Annotated in this window: 20 protein-coding genes; 5 read left to right on the top strand and 15 right to left on the bottom strand. The window is 40.2% G+C overall.

Features of this window, described 5'->3' with window-relative positions; translation table 11 throughout:
• Nucleotides 1-184: 184 nt before the first annotated feature.
• The 6 genes from RCP16_RS15965 to guaA all read right to left on the bottom strand — a co-directional run bounded on the left by RCP16_RS15965 (nucleotide 185) and on the right by guaA (nucleotide 5,389).
• A complete protein-coding gene (locus RCP16_RS15965; RefSeq protein ID WP_308640792.1) occupies nucleotides 185-1,024 on the bottom strand; it encodes a helix-turn-helix domain-containing protein in 840 nt (279 codons plus the stop codon).
• A gap of 195 nt (nucleotides 1,025-1,219) precedes the next feature.
• A complete protein-coding gene (locus tag RCP16_RS15970) occupies nucleotides 1,220-1,588 on the bottom strand; it encodes a hypothetical protein (RefSeq protein WP_069329382.1) in 369 nt (122 codons plus the stop codon).
• Nucleotides 1,589-1,628: 40 nt separating this feature from the next.
• A complete protein-coding gene (locus tag RCP16_RS15975) occupies nucleotides 1,629-2,786 on the bottom strand; it encodes a DNA glycosylase AlkZ-like family protein (protein ID WP_308640793.1) in 1,158 nt (385 codons plus the stop codon).
• Nucleotides 2,787-2,830: 44 nt separating this feature from the next.
• The gene (locus tag RCP16_RS15980) at nucleotides 2,831-3,226 is read right to left on the bottom strand and encodes a DUF5071 domain-containing protein (RefSeq protein WP_308640794.1); all 396 of its coding nucleotides are present in this window, start codon (nucleotides 3,224-3,226) and stop codon (nucleotides 2,831-2,833) included.
• 79 nt (nucleotides 3,227-3,305) lie between these two features.
• The gene (locus tag RCP16_RS15985; protein ID WP_308640795.1) at nucleotides 3,306-3,692 is read right to left on the bottom strand and encodes a DUF6794 domain-containing protein; all 387 of its coding nucleotides are present in this window, start codon (nucleotides 3,690-3,692) and stop codon (nucleotides 3,306-3,308) included.
• Nucleotides 3,693-3,850: 158 nt separating this feature from the next.
• Complete coding sequence (gene guaA, locus RCP16_RS15990; protein ID WP_308640796.1) at nucleotides 3,851-5,389, bottom strand: glutamine-hydrolyzing GMP synthase; 1,539 nt, start codon at nucleotides 5,387-5,389, stop codon at nucleotides 3,851-3,853.
• Between the two features lie 269 nt (nucleotides 5,390-5,658).
• On the opposite strand from guaA, the gene RCP16_RS15995 reads away from it, so the two are divergent.
• Nucleotides 5,659-6,312, top strand: a complete 654-nt coding sequence (locus RCP16_RS15995; protein ID WP_069329387.1) for a DedA family protein — start codon at nucleotides 5,659-5,661, stop codon at nucleotides 6,310-6,312.
• Nucleotides 6,313-6,518: 206 nt separating this feature from the next.
• Here RCP16_RS15995 and RCP16_RS16000 read toward each other — a convergent pair whose 3' ends face one another.
• From RCP16_RS16000 to RCP16_RS16030, 7 genes are all read right to left on the bottom strand, one after another.
• Complete coding sequence (locus RCP16_RS16000) at nucleotides 6,519-7,694, bottom strand: M20 metallopeptidase family protein (protein ID WP_308640797.1); 1,176 nt, start codon at nucleotides 7,692-7,694, stop codon at nucleotides 6,519-6,521.
• A 150-nt stretch (nucleotides 7,695-7,844) separates the two neighbouring features.
• Nucleotides 7,845-8,480: a DUF421 domain-containing protein gene (locus tag RCP16_RS16005; RefSeq protein ID WP_069329389.1), complete on the bottom strand. Its 636-nt coding sequence runs from the start codon at nucleotides 8,478-8,480 to the stop codon at nucleotides 7,845-7,847.
• A 31-nt stretch (nucleotides 8,481-8,511) separates the two neighbouring features.
• Nucleotides 8,512-9,078 carry a DUF3290 domain-containing protein gene (locus tag RCP16_RS16010; protein ID WP_308640798.1) on the bottom strand — a complete coding sequence of 189 codons (567 nt, stop codon included), beginning with the start codon at nucleotides 9,076-9,078 and terminating at the stop codon, nucleotides 8,512-8,514.
• A 32-nt stretch (nucleotides 9,079-9,110) separates the two neighbouring features.
• A complete protein-coding gene (gene bcp / locus RCP16_RS16015) occupies nucleotides 9,111-9,569 on the bottom strand; it encodes a thioredoxin-dependent thiol peroxidase (protein ID WP_308640799.1) in 459 nt (152 codons plus the stop codon).
• A 62-nt stretch (nucleotides 9,570-9,631) separates the two neighbouring features.
• Nucleotides 9,632-10,420: an ABC transporter permease gene (locus tag RCP16_RS16020; protein WP_069329392.1), complete on the bottom strand. Its 789-nt coding sequence runs from the start codon at nucleotides 10,418-10,420 to the stop codon at nucleotides 9,632-9,634.
• A gap of 4 nt (nucleotides 10,421-10,424) precedes the next feature.
• Nucleotides 10,425-11,219: an ABC transporter permease gene (locus RCP16_RS16025; RefSeq protein WP_137225949.1), complete on the bottom strand. Its 795-nt coding sequence runs from the start codon at nucleotides 11,217-11,219 to the stop codon at nucleotides 10,425-10,427.
• Nucleotides 11,212-12,237 (bottom strand): ABC transporter ATP-binding protein, encoded by a 1,026-nt coding sequence (locus tag RCP16_RS16030; RefSeq protein ID WP_069329394.1) that lies wholly within the window; start codon nucleotides 12,235-12,237, stop codon nucleotides 11,212-11,214. The genes RCP16_RS16025 and RCP16_RS16030 overlap by 8 nt, the downstream gene beginning before the upstream one ends.
• A gap of 223 nt (nucleotides 12,238-12,460) precedes the next feature.
• Here RCP16_RS16030 and RCP16_RS16035 point away from each other — a divergent pair, with 223 nt between their 5' ends.
• Nucleotides 12,461-13,564, top strand: a complete 1,104-nt coding sequence (locus RCP16_RS16035; protein ID WP_069329395.1) for an LCP family protein — start codon at nucleotides 12,461-12,463, stop codon at nucleotides 13,562-13,564.
• A 159-nt stretch (nucleotides 13,565-13,723) separates the two neighbouring features.
• On the top strand, nucleotides 13,724-15,043 hold the full coding sequence (locus tag RCP16_RS16040; RefSeq protein WP_069329396.1) for a glutamate-1-semialdehyde 2,1-aminomutase: 1,320 nt from the start codon (nucleotides 13,724-13,726) through the stop codon (nucleotides 15,041-15,043).
• A 162-nt stretch (nucleotides 15,044-15,205) separates the two neighbouring features.
• Here the strand turns inward: RCP16_RS16040 and RCP16_RS16045 are convergent, their stop codons facing one another.
• Nucleotides 15,206-16,564, bottom strand: a complete 1,359-nt coding sequence (locus tag RCP16_RS16045) for an aminotransferase-like domain-containing protein (RefSeq protein ID WP_308640800.1) — start codon at nucleotides 16,562-16,564, stop codon at nucleotides 15,206-15,208.
• Between the two features lie 263 nt (nucleotides 16,565-16,827).
• Between RCP16_RS16045 and RCP16_RS16050 the strand changes: the two genes are divergently transcribed.
• Nucleotides 16,828-17,748: a DMT family transporter gene (locus tag RCP16_RS16050; RefSeq protein ID WP_069329398.1), complete on the top strand. Its 921-nt coding sequence runs from the start codon at nucleotides 16,828-16,830 to the stop codon at nucleotides 17,746-17,748.
• A 197-nt stretch (nucleotides 17,749-17,945) separates the two neighbouring features.
• On the opposite strand, the gene RCP16_RS16055 is transcribed toward RCP16_RS16050, so the two are convergent.
• Nucleotides 17,946-19,244 carry a VWA domain-containing protein gene (locus tag RCP16_RS16055; protein WP_308640801.1) on the bottom strand — a complete coding sequence of 433 codons (1,299 nt, stop codon included), beginning with the start codon at nucleotides 19,242-19,244 and terminating at the stop codon, nucleotides 17,946-17,948.
• Between the two features lie 172 nt (nucleotides 19,245-19,416).
• Here RCP16_RS16055 and RCP16_RS16060 point away from each other — a divergent pair, with 172 nt between their 5' ends.
• Entirely contained in the window at nucleotides 19,417-20,502 is a 1,086-nt protein-coding gene (locus tag RCP16_RS16060) for a hypothetical protein (RefSeq protein ID WP_308640802.1), read from the top strand.
• Nucleotides 20,503-20,525: the final 23 nt, after the last annotated feature.

The following is a 20,525-nucleotide window of genomic DNA, read 5'->3' on the forward strand; positions in this document are numbered from 1 at the left end:
TTATACTGCTTAGATTGTGAAAAACTTATGTATATCCGCATAATCTAAGGCGAATTGTAGTAAAGGGCTATTCTCTCGCTGTTGATCATTAGAAGAGTCAGCAAATAAGATCAAAAAAACAAAAAAACCTTCTCCATATGGAAAAGGTGAACAGTGTCAAAATGGCTATATCGTGCAATACCTTTTAATATACGCCAAATAGTTCTTGCAACAACTGAGACTTGGCATAACACTGCTGTGCTTTGAACTGTTGTCCAATCTGCTCATAACTGTAGCCACATTCATAATACAGTTGATCCAAATAATAACCGATCTGATGATTAGCACAATAACGGATACCCTGAGTGGCATATTCAATCGCTGTCCGATAATCTTGCGTATCTGAATAAGCTTTGGATAAATAGTAAAAGATCGGCGTAAATTGATCATTTCCCTCACGATATATATGCAGGGCACGCAGGCATTTATGTAACCAACCGATACATGCTCGATAATCCCCGTCCAATCCATAAGCAATGGCTAGTGCTTGAATCACTTCAATCTCATACAAAGCTGGAATCCGTTCGCAATGATAAGTTAATTTCAAAGCTAACTGAATCATCGGCAATCCACGATCTACTGCACCTAAATGCACATGAGCGTTTCCTTTCTGATACAGTACAAATTGCTGATCCATTAACGAATAACGGCATATTTCTTCTACCTGATGATCTTCGATATATTGTAGAAGTTCCTGATACATATGCTTTTTCTGCAAATATTTGATGTTTTTGCGAATGCTCTGAATCTCATGAATCTGTTGTTCATTCATATCGAAAAAGATCCGAATATCCAGACTAAACTTATGAGCGATCTGAAATAAAATCTCAGCCGATACTGATTCTACCCCTTTTTCAATACGACTGATCTGCGATTGATTACAAATGCCTAACGCCAATTGTTGCTGGGTTAATCCACGTTGCTGTCTAATCTCACGAATCCGTTGCCCGATCCAGCGGTAATCCAGTATCGTCTGGCTAACCATTGTACACAACCTCCCGAATACTTCGATGATCTCTATATCATAAGCAATCGATCAAAGCAGCATCAGGTGTAGAAATACGCATATCGAGAGAATTTCTTAGTATCTATTAGCAAAGCAGATCATTTGGTACGATCTTGGATAAAATCTCATTGATATAGTTGAATAGAAAAGTATTTCCTTAGTATTCTACAGACTTTATGGATAATCCAGTGTTCCTTTTACAACAACATGCTTACCTTTGCGATCTTCAAATACTTTGACATGGACTTTGGCTTGTTCTTGAAATTTCGGCAGATTCATCGTGTACACCGTTGTCTTAACAGTGGCTTGAAAAGGAAGAGATGTGGGGCGCTCAATCTTCAGCACAAGAACAATCTCAGGTTGCCCGCTACTATACTGACCTGTAGGCGTACTAGAGATCACTGTTGCTCGCGCAGAGTACCCTTCCAGTATCGTCTGTTCTGTGATGCTTTTCTTATTCAGGACTCTTGGTAATACAATAGCAATCACTGCAAAAAATATTAGTAATCCGATACAACTTAATATTAGTGTAAATGGCTCCAATGCTTTAATCTCCTTTGGCGGATAAATACCTGTTCTCGTTCTACTTCAAATACGTAGTCTCTTGCATAGAAACGATCTGCTCTGCTTCGACAAATACGCATAACTGTTGCAAAATCGATTCAATCGTTGGCTGATGCTCAGTTGCTTGAGCTGCATCAAACAACGTTAACTTTTGCACCTGTAATTCTCGGCGCTGGCGATCATTTTTGAGATCAACCACACCCACGATCTGTTCCCCAATCAAAATGGGCATCGCAAAGTAACCGTATGTCCGTTGCTCTTTGGCCATATAACTTTCCAGCTTATAATCTACATCAAATAGCTTCAACAATCGTGACCGATCACGAATCATATTATCAAATGGAGATAGCAATGTGGCTGCGCTACCTTCTAAATTTTCAAGTGTCGTTAGTAACGGAATATCTTGTGTCCGTATAAAATGCTCTTCAGCAAATTCTTCAACCTGTATACGCTGAATATGTCCTTGCTCTAATTGTTGCTTGATATACTCGCTGACTGCTGTTTTGTTGAGGTTAAAGCAAGCTTTCAATTCTTTCAGTGTAGCGATGCCTAGATTCTCAAACGTTAACTCCATTAAATACGTATTCAATGTTGGCTCATGCTCAATCGTGCGCTGTTCTTCAATATTCTGGTCAGTGCGTGTGTATAACTTATTAAAATGATGATCTCGACTAACCTTAACCAAACCTGCACGCCATAACTTATCCAGTGCTCGCCTTGCTGGTGTCATACTCCATGTGGCTCCACTTGACGGGTGATCATGTTGAATATCACGTGAGCGCAATGGCTGATCGACCTGCACTTGCTGATAAATATCCAAAATCAAATCCAACTGAGGTTCATTCATCATTTTCACCTGATGATGTGCAAAATAATGATGCAAATGTTCATATGAGGATGCAGGCAACAAACACAAAGCAAACAAATACACTTCAAATATCGACTGCTGTTCATACAATTCTAATAACCATTCTCGCTTATACCGATGATCTCTTGACCAGAAAAATAAATCCTGACTACGAGATAACACATTCATCGTATCGAGCTGAACATAACCAAGGCGGTTAAGGGTATGTAAGACTCCACTAGCATCTTGATAGTGATTGAGGTGAGGTTGTAGCAGTCCTTGTTGGTGCAATTGCAGACGCTTCATCTGTGCTCTAGTCGTGGTCAGCATAGCGATCCTCCTGATAATTATTTTATATTTTATCGATATGATTTCTAATGATTATCTAGTGTCTGTAAAAGCTCTTGCGCTGTTAGATGTGACTCTCCTTCAACTTCTTCTTTTGTCGGGGAGTATGCAATTCGCTGAAGCTCTGGTTCTAACTCTCGAATCAAAGCTACTGGTAAAAAACTTACAATATATTGCAAACACCATTCGATCCATTCAGAATCATTTGTATGTAAGACGTTTCGTACATGAGGAACAATCTCATTAGGAACCGTAAGCAATATTTTGGACATGGGTATTGCAACAGGCCAGTTGATATCCTGCAACCATACAAGTAACTCCGGAAGAATAGGAATTAATGCTTTTGGATCTAACTGCTGTAATCGCTGGATGGCGCCAAAATCAAATTTGGACTCAGGGATTAAGTGATTGGATTCGGTCATATTATAGTCTCCTTTACGTATGAATATCAAAATGTAGATATCTCATCATGACTGTTGGTTGTTCCATCTATTTTTAAAACTAGTCTCTATGCTCTATATTTAACCGTCTCCATATTAATTTGAGAATATGCCTTGATACCCCATCATTATTTAACAACCCTGTTAGAAGAAAATAATACAAAGGTTCACTTTCTGAAGTTAATATATCTGGATCTTCTCCAGCTTCAATAATCAATACTCTTTTGTAATGTTCTACTAAGTTTGGAACTTTCTCAGGATCAGATAATTCATAAGCATTTCGAATAAACATTCCAAATGACCAATGAAATTCAAATAGATGATTTTCTTCAATATTAAGAAAATGTTGCCTCATTCCATCTTCAAAATGATATTGCATAATATGATCCACTATTCCTTCAAAAGAATCAATGATTTGCTTTGGAGGTAAGGAATTGGTTTTATCCATAAACTTCAATCCTTTCGATAAGGTCGGTTTGGCAGGAGTTGATTAACAAATCATGTAACTGCTCTGTTGGTAGCATGGATGATCATTCCTTTTGTATATAGTATAACTAAAAAAAGCCTCAAAACCTTAGATATCTAAGATTTTGAGACTTGGTTATTTTACTCCCACTCAATCGTAGCTGGTGGTTTGGATGTAATATCATACACAATCCGGTTCACATTATCAACTTCATTGACAATACGTACCGAAATCTTCTCTAACACATCCCAAGGAATACGTGCCCAGTCAGCAGTCATACCGTCAATCGACGTTACTGCACGAATACCTACAGTATATGAGTACGTACGAGCATCGCCCATGACGCCTACGCTCTTCATGTTCGGAAGGGCTGTGAAGTACTGCCAAATTTCGCTTTCAAGACCGGCTTTAGCGATCTCTTCACGCAAGATATAATCCGAATCGCGAACGATTTGCAATTTATCTTCAGTCACTTCGCCCAAGACACGAATCGCTAGACCTGGACCTGGGAAAGGTTGACGCCATACGATGGCAGCTGGTAATCCACATTGTTCGCCGACTTTACGTACTTCATCTTTGAATAGTGCTTTGAGTGGCTCTACCAATTCAAAGTGCATATCTTCTGGCAATCCACCTACGTTATGGTGAGATTTGATCGTTTGTGCTGTGGCTGTACCACTTTCTACGATATCCGTATACAGTGTACCTTGTGCTAGATAAGCGAAGTCACCCAATTTACGGGATTCTTCATCGAAGCAGTAAATAAATTCGTTACCGATGATTTTACGTTTTTGCTCTGGATCGTCAACGCCTACTAATTTAGACAAGAAACGCTCTTGCGCATCAATTTTGACAACTTTCATATCGAACTTGCCGACGAAAGTCTCCATTACACTTTCCGCTTCACCTTTACGCAATAGACCGTGGTCGATAAACATACATGTTAATTGCGGACCAATTGCTTTGTGCAACAGAATCGCAACAACTGAAGAATCGACACCGCCACTAAGTGCGCACAATACATTTTTGTCGCCGACTTGAGTACGAATCTCTTCGATTGTATCTTCGATAAACGTCTCCATACTCCATTCGCCCGCACATTGACAAATTTCATATAAGAAGTTACGAATCATTTCATTACCGAACACAGAGTGACGTACTTCTGGATGGAACTGCACTGCATACAATTGACGCTCTGCATTACTCATTGCTGCAATCGGTGCAGATTCTGTGCTTGCATCCAATACGAACCCTTCTGGCAAACCGACTACATGGTCACCATGACTCATCCATACGGTGTGACTGGATTCCATGCCTTTATTTAGTTCGCAATGAGCCATAAAGTCTACATCTGACTTCCCGTACTCACGCTTCGCAGAACGTTCTACTTTACCGGACAATTGTTGAGCCATTAACTGCATACCGTAGCAAATACCAAAGATTGGCACATTGAGATCATAGATCGCTGGATCTACATGTGGTGCATTTTCAGCATATACGCTAGATGGTCCACCAGAGAAAATAATTCCTTTTGGTGATAATTCACGAATCTTTTCTACAGGTGTATTAAAAGGCATTAACTCACTGTATACCCCAAGATCACGGATACGTCTTGCGATCAACTGGTTATACTGTCCTCCAAAATCGAGCACTACAATTATTTCACTTGGACTATTCATTCACGAGCCTCCCATATTTCAATGAGTCTAATTATACCTATGTGCAAAAGCCACCGTCAAGGCTTCCCACCTTACTATAGCAATTAAAATCAGGGTTTCTTCCCGTCTTACTCAAGATTGCGTTTACATTTTAGAAATAACAAGATTTCTTTTAAAATAGACCTGTTAATAGACTTTGTACTTTCCGATAGATTATGATGTAATAGATTGTTTTATTTTAACAACAATAGTCAAATATAGAGAAATTATAGTCTTCCGGAGGACAGCACATGCAATTGATACATTATATAGAATCTCTTTTTACTGATCATGGTTATCTGGTACTATTTCTAGGGTTGTTGCTTGAATTTATTGCTCTTCCGTTCCCTGGCGAAACAACGATGGGATACGCTGGTTATTTATCTTATATGGGTCGCCTCAATATGGCATTATTATTGCTGTGTGCTTTTGCCGGTACTACGATCGGAATGACGATTACTTATTTTATCGGTCGAAAAGCAGGGCTTCCGTTCTTACGTAAATATGGCAAATGGTTGCTTCTTCCAGAATCGAAGTTGGATAAAGCACAATCGTGGTTTGGTAAATATGGATATACGCTTGTTTTTTTTGGATATTTTATACCGGGGGTACGCCATTTCACCGGTTACTTCTCAGGTGTGATGAACTTTAAGTTCTGGCGGTTTGCCGCTTATTCGTATAGTGGAGCATTAATCTGGGTTGGTGTATTTCTAGCGTTAGGTCGAATTTTCGGACCACAATGGACGATGGTCTTTCACTGGATTCATGAATATTCATTTGAAGCGATTGCGATTATTGTGGTGCTAATCTTATTCTTTATTCTTGTGAAGTTCCGCAGACGATTAGGAATTGCACTGGTGAATCGATTTGGGAAGAAAAAGCCCGATGATTCCGCAGGTGAATAAACTAAAAATTTAAAAAACAGCGAAGAACCGGGCAATGGATGCCACGATCTTGGCTGTTTTTTTATAATTTTATATTGAATGTGACACTATTAGAGGATATTCTCATACTGCTATTAGTACTTTGTTCTTTTTTTGATGATATTTTTTATTAAGTTCTATATACAAAGTTCTGTTGTATCTTCTATCATCGTATCATCCAGAATAACCTACAGTAATTTCTCTGCTGCAATACCCAAAAAGACTTTGGCTCCATTCACAAGCGCACGTTCATCAATATCGAATCGTGGATGGTGATGAGGGAATGCGGTATCTTCGGTTTCATTTTTCGATCCGACAAAGAAGAAGTTACCCGGACGTTCTTGTAGATAATAGGCAAAGTCTTCTGCACCCATCGCTGGTGGCAACATGAGAAATGCTTCTTCGCCCATCGTATCAACGACGACTTTTTGAACATGTTCTGTTTGTTCTGGTGTATTCACGACGGTTGGATACCCGTGAATATAATTAATCGTATATGTGGCATGATTGGCTAAAGTAATTCCGTGTACCAAGTCACGAATATCTTGCTCGATCTTAGTTCGAATCTCTGGATCAAACGCACGCACCGTACCTTCGATCTTCGCTTTGTCGGCAATAACGTTAAACGCTTGTCCTGCTTGGAATACACCGACAGTCACTACTGCTGATTGCATAGGGCTGATATGACGGGATACAATCGTCTGCAAAGCACCGACTAACTGGCTACCAATCACGATAGAATCGACTGACAAATCAGGCTGTGCTCCATGTCCGCCTTTACCTTGAATCGTAATCGAAAAGGAATCTGCCGATGCCATCGCAGGGCCTGAAGCTGTTCCGATTTTGCCTAGTGGAAGAGCACTTGCTAAATGCGCTCCATACACTTCATCGACTCCGTCTAATGCTCCATCTTCGACCATCGCTTTGGCTCCACCTGGAAGTAATTCTTCAGCATGTTGGAAAATAAAACGAATCTTGCCTTTCAAATGGGCTTGTTGATCACTAAGTACACGGGCTACGCCAAGTAGTGTCGCTGTATGCCCGTCATGTCCGCAAGCATGCATAACGCCATCATTTTGCGAACGATAGTCCACTGTATTTTCTTCATGGATGGGCAATGCATCAAAGTCTGCACGAAAAGCAATCGTTGGCCCTGCTTGTCCGCCTTGTAGATCAGCTATTAATCCGCCTTCACCTACACCTGTCTGCACTTCATAACCGAATCCTTTGAGTGTATCTGCAATAAATTGTGATGTTTTGACTTCTTGAAATGATAATTCAGGAAACTGGTGCATATGTCTGCGCCAAGCGACCATTTGATCAAATTGTGCTTCTATTGCTTGTATCCATTGTTGTTTTACCATAACTGTAAGCCTCCTATATAGTGTGAATCCACCTCTAAATATTCCATTATTTAGAAAAAACCAATGACTCCAAACTAACATAGCTCACTCTTTATGTCAAATTTATCATATAAAATTATAGTGTTATAGATACTATTTAATTTCTAATTTTTACTTTTTGTACGCATGTAGACGGAGTTCACCTGAAATATATTCACCCAAGTAAATCTCTGATATCTGATGATGTGTTTCTTCTTTAACTCGATTTTCTAACCATTCGATATCTTTATGAATAAGATCCAGTACATCTTGATTCACCTGTCCATCGACAATAATAGGATAGCGTATATTTTCGTCTCCATACTGGATGACGGTTAATTGTCCATTTTGTTCTAATATCGCTCGTTTTACATTTTGGATTTCGTAGATACCTATTGCACGTAGCTTGAACATTAATTCATTGGCTGAGATACCACAACGTAGACATTCTCCCACTTCCACTTCACCATTGACGACAAGATTGATCGGCTTGCCATCGACAATACGTTTAATGTATGGATTGTGCTGTTTGAGGAATTTGATCATAAATACAAGCAATGTCCAGATCATCAATACTAGAAAAAATTGCAATGGCTTTACAGCTTCATTGTAGATCACACCCCCTATAATGCCCCCGAGCACATAATTCTGTACTTGATCGATGGCAGATGTAGGGGCTAGATTACCTTTGCCCATTAGATTAATCTGTAACACCAGACAAAGAATACCCAGTGCTAATTTGATAATAACCGGATAATATGCTTCCATAAGTTGGTTCCTTTCTGTCGATTGCAGTCTGTTATTGGTCGTTCACACGAATATCTGGATTGACTAGATATACTGTTTCTAACGTATAGGCGCTCATATCGTCATTAAAATGAGCCGTATAGTATTGAGTCGGTGTTTTGATAATCACTTCATCTACCAGTGTTGTCGAATTTACACTGATCTGCGTCTCATCTAGCTGTTGATCTTTGGCAAGTTGATGGACAAATTGCACCATCTGCGAGTATTTCGAATACGTACTTTGATCCTGGGTATAATCTGAATACTGTACACCGATCAGAAATACAATAACCAATAACAAAATAATGCTCAAATCACGATATTTCGTTTCGATTCGTTTACGCATATATAATGAGAATAAAATCAATAATAAGATCAAAGCGACAAAAATAAAGATATATTTCAGATAGACATTAAAGGTGGATTGGTTCTCCAAATAGGCAATCGTATAGAAATCCATAGATAAACATCCTCTCTTTTTTTGACGTGTACTCTCACTTGCCTGTAGCAACGTAAGCGCAATCTTAGAAATAAAAAAAGCAACGTCTTTGGAAGGACGTTGCTTTGAAATAACTATCATAGATCATCATTGACTTGTAGAGGTAGAGCGACTTATAAAGCAGCAAATACTTCTTCGGTATGCCCTTTAACTTTCACTTTGCTCCATGCTTTGATCAATATACCTTCTTCATCAATTAGAAACGTAGAACGCACAATACCTTCGTATTCTTTGCCATACATTTTCTTTAATTGCCATACGCCAAATGCTTCAGCTACTGCATGATCAGGATCAGACAATAAAGGAAAAGAAAGTTCATACTTTTGTGCAAATTTATCATGTGACTTGACTGGATCAGGACTAATCCCGAGAACGACCGCACCTTTTTGTTCATAAGCCGCTGCACTATCACGGAAATCACAAGCTTCTTGTGTACAGCCTGGCGTGCTATCTTTAGGGTAAAAGTATAACACGACCTTTTTGCCACGATAATCGCTTAACGAGATTTCCTGACCTCCTGATGCTTCTAGTGTAAATTCTGGCACAGGTTGTCCTACTTGTAGTTCACTCATTGTATAGCCTCCTTTGAAATATCGCTGGTAGTGATCATACACTGCTTCAGATCACGTTAGACTTATGATCCTGCTCCGCGATAACGCTTGATCCCACCATTCCAGAATAACAATCCTAATGTAAAAAAGACAATCCCCATTACAGGTGTAATCCATGCCATTCGAATCATTTCAGGTCGATCTAAAAACAGTGCGGCTGGATAGATACCCACAAATGCAAACGGTAATATCCATGTTAGCAAAATTTGAATAATACGATTGTAGATCGTGATTGGGTAACGTCCATAAGTCTGAATATTGTACATTAACGGAATAATGCCTGTTGGCGAATCCGAGTAAAATGAGATCGAAGTCAGAATCGTATAGATACCTGTATAGATCAGTGTCGAACCCAGTACCATAACAATCAGTGCAGGGATATGCCACCATAACAATTCAATCCCAAGTTGTCCTCCACTCCAGAACATAATAATCACACCGATGAACGAACCGATTAATGACGGTGGATCCAGATTTTCTAGAAAAATCTGAAATAGATTATGTGCAGGACGGGTCAAAATGCGATCCATTTCTCCTTTGACAATATAACGATCGCCAAAGTTCCATAGATTCACAAAGCAACTATATAGCCCGTAAGGGATCATAAAGTATCCATACACAAATACCACTTCAGCTTCTGTAAATCCACCTAACGTGTCGGTATGGGCAAATACGACGAAAATAAAGATTAAGTTCGTCGCTTGAAACAGCAGATCCGAGATCACTTCTACCCAAAAATCTGCACGATACGTTAAGCGTGTCTTCGCATAATTCAGAAAATATTCCCATACCAGTCCAAGATAATATTTCATCTGCTTAGCCCCCCTGTACGAACAGCCGCACACGAGCAGCACGCCATATAAAATAGATAGGAATCAATAATAGAACAAACCAAGCCACTTGAATCCCTAACACTTCCAAAATACCTGTTCCTTTGACACGACCTGTAAATACCGAACCCGGCAAATACGTAATCGCTTGAAAAGGAAGAAAATTCATAATGGAGACTAACCATCCCGGGAAAAAGCTAATCGGAATCAATAGCCCAGAAAATAGATCGACGACAATGCGCTTCATTCGCATCATTCCTTCGTTATTTTCAACAAAAAAGGCAAGCATTCCGATAATAATATTAATCTGCGAGTTAATCAGAAAGCTGAAAAATAACATTATCAGAAAACCTATCCAAGAGGTGATGCTTGTCGGCAATTGAACAGGGAATAATAGTAACGCAATCAACATTCCTGGAATCATAAATAGTAAGAACCGGAACAACCCTTCGCCGAATCCTTGCATCATTTTGACCATTAAATAGTTGTATGGACGGATAAACTGAATCGCAATCGTACCGTCTCGAATCTCGGTCGCAATCTCTCGATCTAGATTGTTAAAATAAAACGAACGTGCCATCCATGAAACAGCAACATAGGTCGTCATCTGCGCCGCTGTAAAGCCTGCAATCTGTTCTTTACCCCCGTAGATGGCTTGCCATGTAAAATAATACACACCAATATTGAGCGTATACACGAGAATACCCGAGTAATAATTAACTCGATACGCTAACATCGTCAAAAAGCGAATACGAATAAAATCCCAATACAGACTAGACATGAATCTTAACCTCCGGCTTTTCTGCTGAACCGGAACTGTAGATCTGACGTACAATTTCATCGGTACTGGTCTCTGAAATCTGGATATCTAGAATCTCGACCTGACTAAGCACTGCCGTTAGCACATCAGACACGGCTGTATCTGCGGTTACTAATGCTGTTGCCACCAGTTCACCTTCTTGTGTCCATTGTACCGGTAAGCTGGCTGTCCATGCCTGTAGCTGAGAAGCTGTAACAGCTTTGCCAAACTGGAAGCGTACTTCTTTCCCTTTGCCCCAGCGAGTCTTCAGATCATCTAAGCCACCATCATAGATAACGTTCCCTGCATCTAGCATAATTACGCGCGAGCAGAGTGCTTCGATATCTTGCAGATCATGAGTCGTTAGCAGAATCGTTGTACCTTGCGTACGATTGAGGTCTTTCAAAAATTCACGAATTTCGGATTTGACCACGATATCCAAGCCGATTGTCGGTTCATCCAAAAAAATAATCGACGGATTGTGTAACAATGCTGCAACTAATTCACAACGCATCCGCTGACCCAGACTTAGCTTACGCACTGGACGGCTTAATAAGTCTTGTAATTGTAAACGTTCCACCAGCTCATCCAAGCGTTTTTTGTAATCTGCTTCAGATACCTGATATACTTTACGAAGCAATTGGAACGATTCGATAACTCCTATATCCCACCACAACTGACTTCTCTGTCCAAAAACAACACCGATCCCCTGTACGAACTTTTCCCGCTCCTGATAAGGCACATACCCGTTGACCTTGATCTGTCCGGATGTAGGAACAAGAATACCGGTCAGCATTTTGATGGTGGTTGATTTGCCAGCACCATTTTCCCCGATATACCCACAGATTTCTCCTTGTGGTATTGAAAAGGTAATATCGTTCACCGCAGCGACTTCATTATACTGTCGTGCGAATAAGTCTTTCAGTGCTCCGGTTAATCCTCCGCGGCTCTTCTGAATCTGAAAGGTTTTGCGTAAATCTTGTACTTCGATCGCCTGCATGAGTATCTCCTTTATGCTTGATTGATGTTCATGTTAGATATGCGCTAAATTTGGCGTCATTTATAACAATCTTGTCAATTCGCTGTAATTGATTGTTGCCTAAAAAAAAATTATAATGTACGGGTGTCATGAAGAGCAATCAAAAGTGATAAACAATTTTTCAAATTGGCATTAAGATTCTGTAAACATAGTATAGACCTCACCCTCGAAAGGAAGAAAGAACATGAATGTAAAGACAAAGCGAACGCTGCTTTGGACCGTAGCGATTATTGTAGTTGCGGTTATAGGCTATGCGATTTATTATTTCACAGCAGTATTTAACCAAATTGATGGCTTGCAAAAAACAGGCGCTGCTTCACCTTTCAAAAATGTACAACCTACCAATGTCGCTGCGACTCAACCTCCAGTATGGGAAGGAACCGAACCGGTCAATATTCTGTTAATGGGTGTCGATTCTCGTAGTGCAGACGATGGTGAGATTCCACGTTCAGACACAATGCTTGTCGCTTCACTTGATCCTGTCAAAAAAACAATTCATTTATTCTCGATCTTGCGTGATACGTATATTCCAATCTCTGGTTATGGTGAGAATCGGATCAATAGTGCGATTACCCATGGACCGAATACAGCTATGAAAACCGTTAGTGACTTGCTTGGTATTCCGATTCAATATTATGTCTACACAGACTTCCAGGGCTTTATCAAACTGGTTGATGCTGTAGGGGGTATCGATTTTGATGTTGAAAAAGATATGCATTATACCAGTGCCGCAGATAAGCATGAATATGATATTGATCTCAAAGCAGGTATGCAACATTTAGATGGCAAAACAGCTCTTCAATATGTACGTTTCCGTCATGATGCCATGTCCGACTTTTCTCGTACCGAAAGACAACGTGCTTTCTTAACCGCTGTTGGCGAGAAAATGAAGTCCACTACTTCGATTATGAATTTACCAACGATCTTAGAACAGGTGAATCCGTATATCGATACCAACTTGAGTACCGATGATCTCTGGAAATTGGCTTCGGTTGCTTATGACAGTAAAATGAACGGTAGTGACCAACTGCCTCCAGATGATCTATTAGCGGAGAAAAAAGTAGGCGGCGCGGATGTGATCGGCATTAAGAGTAGCGAAGAATTACAAAAATATGTACAAGATGCACTGAACAAATCAGCAGTTGAACCGACTCCTGTATCTACAGGCTCTACGAAAAGTACAACAGGTACAGACAGTTCTTCCAGCTCAAGTGCTAATCCAGAACGTACAGGTAGCTCCTCTTCTTCAAGTTCAACCTCGAACAGCTCAAGCTCTTCGGTGCAGTAAGCTATTAAGATAATCACTCAACATTCTGTAGCAACAATGGTAAAATAAAAGTAGCGCAGTTCAACGATCGTTACACCTGTAATTATAGCGCCCATATCAAGGGCGCTTTTTTCTTGTCTGAACGGTGGTTGCTGTTATTTTGAATAAGGAGCGATTGTATTGAATCCACGAACACGTTCTTCCCAATTATATGAACAAGCACTAGAACATATTGTAGGCGGTGTAAATAGCCCGTCTCGCTCATTTAAAGCTGTCGGTGGCGGTGCACCTGTATTTATGGCTAATGCCAAAGGTGCTCATTTCACAGATGTTGATGGCAATAAGTATATCGATTATCTGGCGGCATACGGTCCTATTATTACAGGGCATGCTCACCCTCATATTACTGAAGCGATTACCAAAGCCGCGCAAAATGGAATTCTGTATGGTACACCGACAGAAATCGAAATCCAATTAGCAATGATGCTTAAAGACAGTATTCCTTCATTGGATAAAGTTCGCTTCGTCAACTCTGGTACAGAAGCAGTGATGTCTACAATCCGTGTCGCTCGTGCGTATACCAAGCGAAATAAAATTATTAAATTTGCAGGCTGTTATCACGGTCATTCGGATCTGGTATTAGTAGCAGCTGGTTCTGGCCCTTCTACGCTGGGCATTCCAGATAGTGCAGGGATTCCAACCAGTATTGCGCAAGAAGTGATTACTGTTCCCTTTAACAATCTAGAAGCATTACGCGAAGCTCTGGAACATTGGAGCGATCAGATTGCAGCTGTAATGGTAGAGCCGATCGTTGGGAACTTCGGTATGGTAATGCCTGCTCCTGGTTTTCTAGAAGGATTATGTAAATTAGCTCATGATTACGGCGCTTTAGTCATTTACGATGAAGTCATTACAGCTTTCCGTTTCCATTATGGTTCCAGTCAGACGTATGCCGGCTTAGACAATCACGATCAGATCGTCCCTGACTTAACAGCTCTTGGTAAAATTATTGGTGGCGGGCTTCCTATCGGTGCTTATGGTGGACGCAAACATATTATGGAACAAGTGGCTCCACTAGGCCCTGCTTATCAAGCAGGTACGATGGCAGGTAATCCTGCGTCTGTTGCTTCGGGTATCGCTTGTCTGGAAGTGTTACAAGGCGAAGGTGTCTATGAAGAAATGGAACGTCTAGCGATTCGCTTAACCGATGGATTGCGTGAGTCTGCGGATCGTCACGGCGTAGCGATGACCATTAACCGTATTCGTGGTGCATTTTCAACGCATTTCTGCGATCATCCAGTGACAGATTATGATCAAGCTCAAGATACGGATGGCGAGAAATTCGCAGCGTTCTTCCGTCATATGCTAGATCGTGGTGTATGTCTGGCTCCATCCAAGTATGAAGCATGGTTCTTAACGACTGCTCATGTGGATGCAGATATTGATCAGACGTTGCAAGCGGCAGATGAAGCGTTGAAGTTAGTTGCAGCAGGGAAGTAATATGCGACTACGCTTCATTATTTAGCACATCCATATATCGTTTGGATGATCCAAAACATAAATCAAGCGACTTGTGTATATATCACAGGTCGCTTTTCTTTTGCTCGATTCATTTTTATAAAAATAGTTACGATCAGTAACTAGTAGCTCCTCATCATAAAGTTACAACTTGGGCGTGATAGATAATTTGCGAATTTCTTTGGCTATGATTTGTAGTGTAGGATCAATCTGTTCTTCAGGTACATTTGATACGTTAATCCGCAGTAAATTCATAGTATACGGGCTATTAGTTAAAAAGTGCTGACTGCCATCCCCTACAACAATTTTCTGTTGTGCTAAGCGCTTGATCAAGACAGCCGTAGGGAAATTATCCGGTAATCGCAAAAATGTATGCACAGCCTGATTGCGAGGAGCATTGGCAAAAATAGGATCAGCAGATAATTCATCTAATGTACGATGCAGTTGAGCAATACGGCGATCGTATCCTTCCAGTAGATACCGACGATAACGTGTAAACATTCCATTTTTGATGTACATATGTAAAGCTGCTTGCGAAAGAACAGAACTGTCGATATCGAGTAATCGTTTATATTGTGAAAAGGTAGAAATAAGCGCTTCAGGTAAAACAGCGACACCGATTCGTAGACCGGGAAAAAGAATTTTAGAATAGCTTTTGAGATAAATGACATGCTCTGACGTATCATACGCATATAGCGGATCATTCGAGACAGCATGTTCCAGATCAGACAAATAATCATCTTCTACAATATACACATCATACTTGGTAGCTAAGGCAACTAACCTCTTCTTATCTGCTGTCGATAACGATGTACCGAGTGGATTATGAAATCGTGGAATCACATAGAAAAACTTAATCTCTCCACTCTGGAAAAGACGTTCTACTTTTTCCCAATCCAGTCCATGAACAGTTCGTTCTACCCCTTCCACAGGTACATGTAGCGCTCCCAGTAATTCAATCAGCAAATGGTAACTGGGTTGTTCAATCATAATTGTCTGTCGACCGTTCGGAAAAGGCATCATCGTCAAGATCGATAATGCTCGCTGAATGCCTGAAGTGACAAATAACTGCGATTCTCGTGCAAATACCTGAACCTCTTCTAACTGTTGCCTCACTTCACATAATAAGGGTGGCAATCCTTGAGGCATACCGTACGAAAACAATTGATCTCGGTAGACTTGTGTCGCCTGATTAAGACAACTTTGGAAATCATCATAGGGAAACAATTCAGACGCTGGGGCTGCCGATGATAAATCCACTTGATCGCGTACTGGATAACGCTGTTGATGATACCCTTGCTGTGCCACATAATACCCACTGCGATTCATAGCATAGATCCACCGCTCGCGTGCTAATTGTTCATAGGCTCCAATAATAGTCGATGGGCTACAATGGTTCGTCTGAGACATAACACGAATCGAAGGTAGCTTCTGGCCTGATAATAAAATACCTTGCTGAATCTGCTCTTGAATCTGAGCAACTAATTGTTGTTGTTTATTCATCGGTCTACTCCTTGCCAACCTTCTCATTTTGATATGGAGGTACACATGAGTCCGAGTGATGTGTACCTCATTATTTTTAATCATATATATGTCATTCTTTAGTAGCATTAGTATGTCATATGCTACATCCATTTTTCTATTATCTTCTACTCTATCTGTATCGGTACAGTTTGATTTTATCGTGATTGTGAGCGGTCTACTAGCCGCAGTATATTGAATAAGCGTTCTTATTCTATAGCAAATGATCGTTTGGAGGTATACCGATGTCTACAGATTCAAAGCGTTTACCCGCTTATTTTGCTGCACTGGCTTATGCACTAATTATAGGATTCTCATTTTTATTTATGAAAATGACAGTCGATACCGCTCATCCATTGGATGTACTGGCTCATCGGTTTTTGTTATCTACGTTGGTGATGGGCATTCCGATTGTGTTCGGTTGGATTAAGGTCACATGTACATGGCGAGATATCTGGCGCATGCTACCTTTGGCGTTGTTATCGCCGATTCTATTTTTTGCTTTTCAAGCGTTTGGGTTATTGTATGCTTCTTCTTCCGAAGCTGGCATTATACAAGCAACCGCGCCTATTTTTACATTAATATTGGCGACTTATTTTCTTAAAGAACAATCGTCATGGATACAGAAAAGTTCACTGTTATTGTCGGTGATAGGGGTAGTGTTTATTTTTGTTATGAAAGGCGGTACCCACTTTTCATTGAGTAATCTAGGAGGTATCTTGTTGTTGGTGGGATCTGCGCTTTGTTTTGCAGGGTACGGGGTACTGGCTCGTCCGCTGACACGACAGTACAATCCGCTTCAATTAACATGGGTGACGATGATTACAGCTTGTGTATTATTTAATGTTGTCGCACTTGGTCGCCATCTGATCCTCGGGAATATGATCGACTACGTGCAGCCCTTGCTACAACCGAATTATGGATTGGCTTTATTGTATCTAGGTATCTTATCTTCGCTAGGCACAACTTTGTTATCTAGTTATGCCCTTTCTCATCTGGAAGCAACCAAAATGAGCGTATTTAGCAATTTTGCTACGATTACATCGATGATCGCAGGCACTGTATTTCTACATGAGCAGTTGATGTATTATCACATCATTGGTACAGCCTTGATTATTCTCGGCGTATTGGGAACCAATTGGGGGAAGCGTTCGATAGAAAGTTGATATGTGAAAAAGAGAAATCAGATTTTACACATCAGTCATATGTAGTAACCACATGTGTAACCTTTCTTTATCTCAATGAATGGTTACAATAGATATCTGTTAGTTCTTCAAACTTAAAAAGAGCCAAAAGATAGTGAAAGCCATCTGCATATTACGCAAGATACTTTGCTACCTTCTGGCTTTTCATTCTTTTAACATTATGCCAAAATGCCTTTTCTTCTCGCTTCTACAATCCAGCTTGGGAACTCACTCAACAATCGATCATATAACTCTTCATCACTGACTTTGGAAATATCATCTAATTCAAAAAAGCTCGCATTATCTATAAATCGTCCTTTGAGTTCGTCCAATTGACGCAGAATACCGTAGTTGGCATTGCCCAGACCGACAAATTGCCAGAATAGATTCTGATGCGAACTGTCGGTAATCAACTTGGTGATTTTGCTCTTACTACTTACTCCACCATCGCTGAAAAAGATAATATACGTTGGAATCCGTACATTCGGTTCTTCCACCGTATATCTGCGAATCACATCTTCCATCACAGGCGGTTCATTGTTTGTTCCACCTTTGCTTCCTAGCTTATACGTGCGTGCGACATAATCTTTATAATCTTCGGCTCGTACGCTTGGAGCCCGTAAAAATTCTTTGGCAAAAAACCATACATCCAATTCTCCATTATCATCAAATGCTGTTGCAATCGCCAGAATACGCTCAAACGCTTCTTGCACGATTCCTTTTTTGTAAAGGGAATACATCGAACCTGACGCATCGAATACAACCGCGACTCTCGCTTGAATCGGTGGAATTTGTTTCTTTTCCAAAGATAAAGTCACTTTGCGTTTGAGTAAATCGATTTTGCCTAAAGATGGATTAGGCGGTGGTGTCGCAGATTCGGGTGTTGGTTCAGAACTCACTGGTGCCGGTGTAGTCTCAACAGAACTTGTTGGAACATCTACCGTTTCTTCAGGACTGTCATCAATCTCTACCCCAAATGATTCAGCTAAAGGCTTCAATCCGCCAAAAAATCCACGTCCGATCGCTCGAACTTTGAATCCTTGCTGATAACGATACACTTCTATAAAAATAAGCGCTGTCTCTGCGGTCGCTTCTGTAATGGTATATGTAATCTCTTGCTCACCAATATGAAGCACAGCCTGGCATCCTTGTACTTCTGCAAAAGTACCGGCTCCTTCTAATGTTGCTGTAAATACACATTTGGCAACAGGAACACTTTGTAGTTTATCCATATCTAATGTGAATTGTGTACTTCGCTCTGTCGATTGTGTACATTGAACCGATTGATGCGGATCAACATTTTGATTATAAAAAATAAAATAGTCATCCGAAGGAACTTTGCCTGCTTCATCGACCATAAAGCAACTGATATCGAGTGGTGACGGTGAAGATTCACATTGAATTGTGACGTTCAATGAATGACCCTGTGCTAGATTAGTATTTTGCCCTTGATTCAATACGATATGTTCGCTAGCCATAACAGCAACCCCTTTTTGAATCATGATTGTTATATTCTTACCATAAAGCCTATTATTTTCCTCGTCAAATCTAAACATTACATAGGCTATAAATATACGGTATAATAGAATAGAATAGAATATATAGGTATGCTACATAAAATAAAAGATCGTACAGAAAGGATTATCTTTGATGAAAAAATGGATATTAACGATAGTATTGCTTCTATTATTACCTGTACAAGCCTTTGCTGCAAATAGTACAGATGATCATTTATCTTTTCCTGAAGATTTCCATATTGATACACAAATTGTGAATCTACCCCATGATCAAGCTGTTCTAGTAGATATGGCTAAGTACCATATTGAAATGGTTGATCTCAATACATCGAAGTCACTCTGGAAACAGTCTTATGATCGTATTTTCAGCTACGATGTGTTGATCGGTTCTAATAAGATGGTGTTGCTTGTTGATCATAAGAGCTCGCTACAGAAAATCACATTATCTACAGCGAAAGCCACAATGGGTAAAGTGCTATCCACCACGACTTTGCCACAGACTCTGTATCAATCTGTTGCTGGGAATGGTTCGCAGCTAGATTGGTCTGCACCAACAGCAACAACTAAAGAACAGATTGTAGTTCAATCAACTAAACAGTTATCGGTCTATCAAGCACCGTGGAAAAAGGCTGTTCTCAGCACAACACCTTCGATTCAGCAGACCTTTAATTATGAAAATGCTACTCCGTATCAAGTAAATACTCAATCGCATTATGTGGTCGCTCAATATAACGGTAGTAGCTTGATGCAATCCCAAAATGTCTTTTATATCTGGGATACTGCTCAACCTACAGTAAAAGGCAAAACGATTACGACTCCATGGAATATCGATGCTGATTTTCAATTGCAAAATAACGAACTGATTCTCTACACTACCAATATTAAAGGGAATCCGTTAGGCGCCAATACAGACAAACCTTTTCCAGTCTATGCACGTTATAATCTAGCCACAGCTCAACCTACGTATGAAATGATGCGTACGTTAGCGGATCGTGATGCAGAATGGACAACCGATTATAATAACAATCAAGTCTTTCTTGTAGACGATAGTGAGCAGAAAAATTATTTGTATGATCGTAACGGTAAAGAAATCTGGCAAATGTCCAAAACATCTGACAACACAGTATCCAAATTTATTAAATACGAAAATGGTCTACTTTATATGATTGTTGAGAATCTAGATCATCAATTCTCGATCGTGAAGCAACCGCTATTGTAATCTTATCTATCTGTTGAAATAAA

The organism is Paenibacillus nuruki, from assembly GCF_963311185.1.
In the GTDB taxonomy this organism is placed as follows: Bacteria; Bacillota; Bacilli; order Paenibacillales; family Paenibacillaceae; genus Saccharibacillus; species Saccharibacillus nuruki.

Bases quoted from the DNA above. Each gene is read 5' to 3' on its own strand.
- RCP16_RS15965 (WP_308640792.1), bottom strand. From the start codon at position 1,024: ATGGTTAGCCAGACGATACTGGATTACCGCTGGATCGGGCAACGGATT.
- RCP16_RS15975 (WP_308640793.1), bottom strand. From the start codon at position 2,786: ATGCTGACCACGACTAGAGCACAGATGAAGCGTCTGCAATTGCACCAA.
- RCP16_RS15980 (WP_308640794.1), bottom strand. From the start codon at position 3,226: ATGACCGAATCCAATCACTTAATCCCTGAGTCCAAATTTGATTTTGGC.
- RCP16_RS15985 (WP_308640795.1), bottom strand. From the start codon at position 3,692: ATGGATAAAACCAATTCCTTACCTCCAAAGCAAATCATTGATTCTTTT.
- guaA (WP_308640796.1), bottom strand. From the start codon at position 5,389: ATGAATAGTCCAAGTGAAATAATTGTAGTGCTCGATTTTGGAGGACAG.
- RCP16_RS15995 (WP_069329387.1), top strand. From the start codon at position 5,659: ATGCAATTGATACATTATATAGAATCTCTTTTTACTGATCATGGTTAT.
- RCP16_RS16000 (WP_308640797.1), bottom strand. From the start codon at position 7,694: ATGGTAAAACAACAATGGATACAAGCAATAGAAGCACAATTTGATCAA.
- RCP16_RS16005 (WP_069329389.1), bottom strand. From the start codon at position 8,480: ATGGAAGCATATTATCCGGTTATTATCAAATTAGCACTGGGTATTCTT.
- RCP16_RS16010 (WP_308640798.1), bottom strand. From the start codon at position 9,078: ATGATAGTTATTTCAAAGCAACGTCCTTCCAAAGACGTTGCTTTTTTT.
- bcp (WP_308640799.1), bottom strand. From the start codon at position 9,569: ATGAGTGAACTACAAGTAGGACAACCTGTGCCAGAATTTACACTAGAA.
- RCP16_RS16020 (WP_069329392.1), bottom strand. From the start codon at position 10,420: ATGAAATATTATCTTGGACTGGTATGGGAATATTTTCTGAATTATGCG.
- RCP16_RS16025 (WP_137225949.1), bottom strand. From the start codon at position 11,219: ATGTCTAGTCTGTATTGGGATTTTATTCGTATTCGCTTTTTGACGATG.
- RCP16_RS16030 (WP_069329394.1), bottom strand. From the start codon at position 12,237: ATGCAGGCGATCGAAGTACAAGATTTACGCAAAACCTTTCAGATTCAG.
- RCP16_RS16035 (WP_069329395.1), top strand. From the start codon at position 12,461: ATGAATGTAAAGACAAAGCGAACGCTGCTTTGGACCGTAGCGATTATT.
- RCP16_RS16045 (WP_308640800.1), bottom strand. From the start codon at position 16,564: ATGAATAAACAACAACAATTAGTTGCTCAGATTCAAGAGCAGATTCAG.
- RCP16_RS16050 (WP_069329398.1), top strand. From the start codon at position 16,828: ATGTCTACAGATTCAAAGCGTTTACCCGCTTATTTTGCTGCACTGGCT.
- RCP16_RS16055 (WP_308640801.1), bottom strand. From the start codon at position 19,244: ATGGCTAGCGAACATATCGTATTGAATCAAGGGCAAAATACTAATCTA.
- RCP16_RS16060 (WP_308640802.1), top strand. From the start codon at position 19,417: ATGAAAAAATGGATATTAACGATAGTATTGCTTCTATTATTACCTGTA.